Below are 6240 nucleotides of genomic sequence, written 5' to 3' on the forward strand. Positions count from 1 at the left end.
ACAGAAACGCCCCCATACAACCTTCGCCGCCGTCTGCACGCGATGCACGGAGCGGCCCCGAGCGACGCATTCATGAGCAATCCGATCCTTCAGTTCGGCACGAGCCGTTTCTTGCAAGCGCACGTGGATTTCTTCGTCACTGAAGCGGCGCGGCGCAGTCCGGCCAGCGCGCTCGGCAAGATCACCGTCGTGCAGACGACGTCGAGCGCCGACAGTCGCGCGCGCACCGACGCGCTGAAGGCGACCGGCCGCTATCCGGTGCGCATTCGGGGACGCCGCCGCGACGAAACGATCGACGTGACGGTCGAATGCGATTCGATCACCGAAGCTTTGCACGCCAACGACGATTGGCCGCTGCTGATGCAACGGATTCAGCGCGATGTAAAAGTGATCGTCTCGAACACCGCCGACGCGGGTTACGCGCTCTTCGGCGAAGACACCGCCGATCTGCTCGACGGCCAGCGTACGCCGCGCGGCTTCGCCGCCAAGCTCGCGGTTCTGCTGCACGCGCGGTTTAGCGCCGGCGCGGCGCCGATCACGCTGCTGCCGTGCGAACTGATTTCGCGCAACGGCGACACGCTGCGCGATCTCGTCGCCGGCATCGCTCGTCAATGGCAGATGGACGACGCGTTCATCCGCTATCTGACGACCGACTGCATCTGGGTCAATTCGCTCGTCGACCGCATCGTGTCGGAGCCGATTCTGCCGGTCGGCGCGATTGCAGAGCCTTACGCGCTGTGGGCCATCGAGCGCCAGGCGGGCATGGTGCTGCCGTGCGAGCACGAAGACATCGTCGTGACCGACGATCTTGCGCACTATGAGCGCCTGAAGTTGCTGCTGCTGAACCTCGGCCACACGATGCTCGCCGAAATCTGGCGCACACGCGACGGCGCCGCCGATATGACCGTCCTGGACGCGATGCGCGATCCGGCCTTCCGCGAACCGCTCGAAGCCGTCTGGCGCGACGAAGTGCTGCCGGTGTTCACGGCGCTCGGCCAGCACGATGTTGCGACCGAATACCTGGCGAACGTGCGCGATCGCTTCGAGAATCCGTTCCTCGTGCACCGGCTCTCGGACATTGCGCGAAATCACGCAGAAAAGAAGGTGCGGCGCTTCCAGCCTGTCATCGATCTTGCTCGTGAATTCAAACTCGATATCGAACAGAAACGGCTGCGCGACGCGCTGAACGCGGACGCCAGCTGAACCGCCGCGCGAATCCGCCCGAGAAAGCGGAACGTGCCCCACAGATTCCTTTTTCCAATCACGGCCCCACCGCGCCCAAAGCGCGCAAGGGCCATATGAACGAAGTGCCGCTTCACTGAGGAGACGAACGATGCGGAAGATGCGTTGGGTAGTGATATTTTTGGCCTTTCTGGCCATTGCGATTAATTACATCGACCGGGCGAACCTGGCGGTCGCCGCGCCGCAGATCGAGAAGGCGCTCAACATCGGCCCGGCGGAAATGGGCTTCATCCTGAGCGGCTTCTTCTGGAGCTACGCGCTGATGCAGATGCCGTTCGGCTGGTTCGTCGATCGCGTCGGCGCGCGCATCGCGTTGCCGCTGGCGGTCGGCTGGTGGTCCGTGTTCACGGCGCTCACCGCCGTCGCGACGAGCGTCACCGGCATGTTCGGCTGCCGTCTGATGCTCGGCATCGGCGAGGCGGGTGCGTATCCGTCGTGCGCGAAACTGGTGTCGCAATGGTTCACCAAGGCCCAGCGCGCGTTCGCCACGAGTATTTTCGATAGCGGCTCGCGCGTCGGCTCCGCACTGTCGATTCCGGTCGTCGCGCTGATCATCAGTTCGTTCGGCTGGGAAGCGTCGTTCGTCATCACCGGCGCGATCGGCTTCGTGTGGATTCTTGGCTGGTTCCTGATCTATCGCAACAAGTCGAAGGGCGATCTGACCGGCGAAGTCGATGTCGATCCGGTGCCCGTCGCGCCGAAGAACAAGGTGTCGTGGGGCTCGCTCTTCAAGTACCGCACGCTGTGGGGCATGATGCTCGGCTTCTTTTGCCTCAACTTCGTGATTTACTTCTTCATCACGTGGTTCCCGAGCTATCTCGTTCAGGCACACGGCTTCTCGCTGAAATCGCTCGGCACGCTCGGCACGATTCCGGCGCTTATGTCGATTCCCGGCGGCTGGCTCGGTGGCTGGGTGTCAGACTCGCTCTTCAAGCGCGGCTGGAGCCTCACCGCCGCACGCAAGACCTGCATGGTCGGCGGCATGCTGCTCTCCTCGGTCATCACGCTCTGCGCGTTCACTGAGAACACGTATCTGATGCTCGCGTTCTTCGGCATCGCCTACGGTTCGCTGGCTTTCGCGGCTGCAAGCATCTGGTCACTGCCGAGCGACGTCGCTCCGACGCCGGATCACGTCGCGTCGATCGGCGGTATCCAGAACTTCGCGTCGAACCTGGCGGGCATCGTCATCACGACGTTCACCGGCGTCATGCTGTCGATCACCAAGGGTTCGTTTGTCATTCCACTGTGCGTGGCGGGCGGCTTCTGCTTTCTGGGCGCATTCAGCTATCTTGTGATTGTCGGCAAGATCGAGCCGCTCAACAAAGCCGAGCAGGACTCGCTGTCCGACAAGCGCGCACCGTCCACGATCTAAGAAACCATCATGTCCACCACATCCACCGACCATGCGGTCATCCGGCTGCACCCCAACGACGACGTCGTGATCGCGACGCGGCAACTCGTCTCCGGCGCGCGCATCGCGTCGGAGGATCTGGTTGTCGCGGGGCTGATCCCGCCGGGCCACAAGATCGCGACGCGGGCGATTGCCGCGGGCGAGCCCGTCAAGCGCTACAACCAGATCATCGGTGTGGCGCGGGAGCCGATCGCACGCGGCCAGCACGTGCATACGCAGAATCTGTCGATGGCCGATTTCGCGCGGGAGCACGAATTCGGCGTCGACAAGCATCCGACGCCTGCCGTCGATACGCCCGCGACGTTCATGGGCATCCGGCGCGACGATGGCCGCGTGGCAACGCGCAACTTCATCGGCGTGCTGACGAGCGTGAACTGCTCGGCGACCGTCGCTCGAGCGATTGCGGACCACTTCCGGCGCGATGTGCATCCGGAAGAACTCGCGGAGTTTCCGAACGTCGACGGCGTAATCGCGCTGACGCATGGCCTCGGATGCGGCATCGACATGCAGGGCGAAGGGCTCGGTATTCTGCGGCGCACGCTGGCCGGATATGCGGTGCATCCGAATTTTCATTCGGTGCTCTTCGTCGGACTGGGATGCGAGACCAATCAGATTGCCGGCGTGCTCGAATCCAGCGGTCTCAAGGACGGCGAACGGCTGCGCAGCTTCACGATTCAGGACAGCGGCGGAACCAGGAAGACGATCGAACACGGCATCGCGATAGTCAAGGAGATGCTCGCGGACGCGAATCGTGTGCAGCGTGAGCCGGTGCCGGCATCGCACCTGATCGTCGGATTGCAGTGCGGCGGATCGGATGGCTATTCGGGCATTTCGGCGAACCCCGCGTTGGGCGCAGCCGTCGACAAGCTGGTGAGTCATGGCGGCACGGCCATTCTTTCGGAGACGCCGGAAGTGTACGGGGCGGAACATCTGCTGACCCGGCGCGCAGTCAGCCGCGAAGTCGGCGAAAAACTGCTCGCGCGCATCAAGTGGTGGGAGGAGTACTGCGCCCGCAACGGCGCGGCAATGGACAACAATCCGTCGGCGGGCAACAAGGTCGGCGGACTCACGACCATTCTCGAAAAGTCGCTGGGCGCGGTCGCCAAGGGCGGCACGACGAATCTGGTCGAGGTCTACGAGTACGCGGAACGCATCCACGCGAAGGGCTTCGTCTTCATGGATTCGCCCGGCTACGACCCGATGTCCGCGACCGGGCAGGTGGCGTCTGGTGCGAACCTTATCTGCTTCACGACCGGACGCGGCTCGGCTTATGGCTGCGCGCCCTCCCCTTCACTGAAGCTGGCGACGAACACCGCGTTGTGGGAGCGTCAGGAAGAGGACATGGACATCAACTGTGGCGGTGTGATCGACGGCACCGCGACCATCGACGAACTCGGCGAGCAGATTTTCCAGATGATGCTAGATTGCGCGTCGGGCGTTGCGTCGAAGAGCGAGTTGAATGGCTACGGGCAGAGCGAGTTCGTGCCGTGGCAAGTGGGCGTGGTGACCTGATCAGCCAGTTCGCTGCGTTGAAGGGATGTCGGCGTCGCATCGGATCGCTGGTTAAGGCGAGTGATGCGGCGGCTATGTCCCTTCGATTCGCTGGCTGAAGCGCGAGGTTCGTTCCTCCGCTTTCCGCAATGGCCTGCCACAGATCTGCGTACGCTCGATCGCGCAGCAACACCGTGGCGTGATCGGCGCCGGGGAAGCATCAGTCGCCGCCTCTGATCCAGCTCTGGACGCTTCGAACATGCGTCTGCAATCTGTTCGAAGCACTCTTTCGGCAGTGCGGTGGTGCCCCAACTCGTCGAACGGCGTACTGCCTCAGACGGTCGCCGAATCTTCCGCCATCATCTTCAGCGCGACAGCCTCGGCAACTTCGATGCCGTCGATCGCTGCCGAATAAATCCCGCCAGCGTAGCCCGCACCCTCGCCCGCCGGATACAGCCCATCGACATTGACGCTCTGATAGTCATCCTTGCGCCGCACGCGTATCGGCGATGATGTCCGCGTTTCGACGCCCGTCAGCACGGCGTCGTGCATCGCGAAGCCAGGAATCTTCTTGTCCAGTTCCGGCAGCGCCTCGCGGATCGCTTCGATCACGTAGTCGGGCAGTGCGGTGCTGAGGTCGGTCGGCTTGACGCCCGGTTTGTACGACGGCACGACGGAACCCAGCGACGCCGATGCACGCCCTGCGATGAAGTCGCCGACCAGTTGTCCTGGCGCGCTGTAATCACCGCCGCCAAGTTCGAACGCGCGCTCTTCCCACTTTCTCTGGAACGCGATGCCGGCCAGCGGGCCGCCGGGGAAATCCTCCGGCGTGATGCCAACGACGATGCCCGCGTTCGCATTGCGCTCGGCTCGCGAATACTGGCTCATGCCGTTCGTGACGACGCGCCCTGGCTCCGACGCAGCGGCCACGACCGTTCCGCCCGGGCACATGCAGAAGCTATAGACCGCCCGTCCGTTACTGCAGTGGTGGACCACCTTGTAGTCTGCGGCGCCAAGGCGTTCGTGACCGGCAAATTTGCCGAAACGCGCCCTGTCGATCACGCCCTGCGGATGCTCGATGCGAAATCCGAGCGAGAATGGCTTGGCTTCCATGTAGACGCCGCGGCTGTGCAGCATCTCGAAGGTATCGCGTGCGCTGTGTCCGACGGCCAGCACCACATGATCGCAGCGCAGAACTTCGCCGGTTGACAGACGCAGGCCGCGCACCTTTCCATTGTCGATATCGATATCTTCGACGCGTTGCTGGAATCGCACTTCGCCGCCAAGCTGGTGAATGGTCGCGCGCATATTCTCGACCATGCTCACAAGCCGGAACGTCCCGATGTGCGGCCGGCTCAGATAAAGGATATCGTCCGGCGCGCCGGCTTTGACGAACTCGTCGAGCACCTTCCGGCCGTAATGCTTCGGGTCCTTGATCTGGCTGTAAAGCTTGCCGTCCGAGAACGTGCCTGCCCCGCCCTCGCCAAACTGCACATTCGACTCGGGATTAAGCTCGTTGCGTCGCCAAAGGCCCCACGTGTCCTTTGTCCGTTCGCGCACAGCCTTTCCGCGCTCGAGGATGATCGGCCGAAAGCCCATTTGCGCCAGAATCAGCCCAGCGAAGAGTCCACACGGCCCCATTCCGATGACGACGGGACGAAGCATGTTCGCGCGTTCAGGTGCTTTCGCCACGAAGCGGTAAGCCATGTCCGGCGTAACGCCGCAATGCGGATGCGGATGGCTCTTCAAGCGCTGCAGGACGGACGCCTCGTCTTGCAACGTGACATCGATGATGTATGTGAGTTTGATATCGCTCCGCTTACGGGCATCGTGCGCGCGACGGAAGACTTGGAAACTGACGAGTTCATCGGCCGAGACACCGATTTCCGCAAGACGCGCCACGACGGCCGGCTCGATGGCCGACTCAGGATGATCGAGCGGGAGCTTGATTTCGCTTAAACGTAGCATGAGGACTCGATGGCAACGGCCGTTCAGATTACGAGGGGGAATTTTAGCGCGCAGTCATCGCGCGCTGATGTCGCGGAAGTCTGCAAAATGCGTGATTGAAACGCAAAAACCCCACCTTTGCGGGGTGG

At 62.8% G+C, this 6240-nt stretch carries 4 protein-coding genes; 3 read left to right on the forward strand and 1 reads right to left on the reverse strand.

From position 1 onward, the window contains the following. Positions 1 to 72: 72 nt before the first annotated feature. The 3 genes from BG57_RS28155 (at position 73) to BG57_RS28165 (ending at position 4165) form a co-directional block, all read left to right on the forward strand. On the forward strand, positions 73 to 1203 hold the full coding sequence (locus BG57_RS28155) for a mannitol dehydrogenase family protein (protein ID WP_035970203.1): 1131 nt from the start codon (positions 73 to 75) through the stop codon (positions 1201 to 1203). 130 nt (positions 1204 to 1333) lie between these two features. Beyond that, positions 1334 to 2614 (forward strand): MFS transporter, encoded by a 1281-nt coding sequence (locus BG57_RS28160; protein WP_035970198.1) that lies wholly within the window; start codon positions 1334 to 1336, stop codon positions 2612 to 2614. Between the two features lie 9 nt (positions 2615 to 2623). After that, on the forward strand, positions 2624 to 4165 hold the full coding sequence (locus tag BG57_RS28165) for a UxaA family hydrolase (protein ID WP_035970199.1): 1542 nt from the start codon (positions 2624 to 2626) through the stop codon (positions 4163 to 4165). A gap of 312 nt (positions 4166 to 4477) precedes the next feature. On the opposite strand, the gene BG57_RS28170 is transcribed toward BG57_RS28165, so the two are convergent. After that, positions 4478 to 6112 carry an NAD(P)/FAD-dependent oxidoreductase gene (locus BG57_RS28170; RefSeq protein ID WP_035970200.1) on the reverse strand — a complete coding sequence of 545 codons (1635 nt, stop codon included), beginning with the start codon at positions 6110 to 6112 and terminating at the stop codon, positions 4478 to 4480. Between the last annotated feature and the right edge of the window lie 128 nt (positions 6113 to 6240).

Source organism: Caballeronia grimmiae (assembly GCF_000698555.1).
Lineage (GTDB): Bacteria > Pseudomonadota > Gammaproteobacteria > Burkholderiales > Burkholderiaceae > Caballeronia > Caballeronia grimmiae.

What these genes read in the sequence shown, in the direction of transcription:
- BG57_RS28170 (WP_035970200.1), bottom strand. Translation starts at nt 6,112, where the DNA reads ATGCTACGTTTAAGCGAAATCAAGCTCCCGCTCGATCATCCTGAGTCG.
- BG57_RS28160 (WP_035970198.1), top strand. Translation starts at nt 1,334, where the DNA reads ATGCGGAAGATGCGTTGGGTAGTGATATTTTTGGCCTTTCTGGCCATT.
- BG57_RS28165 (WP_035970199.1), top strand. Translation starts at nt 2,624, where the DNA reads ATGTCCACCACATCCACCGACCATGCGGTCATCCGGCTGCACCCCAAC.
- BG57_RS28155 (WP_035970203.1), top strand. Translation starts at nt 73, where the DNA reads ATGAGCAATCCGATCCTTCAGTTCGGCACGAGCCGTTTCTTGCAAGCG.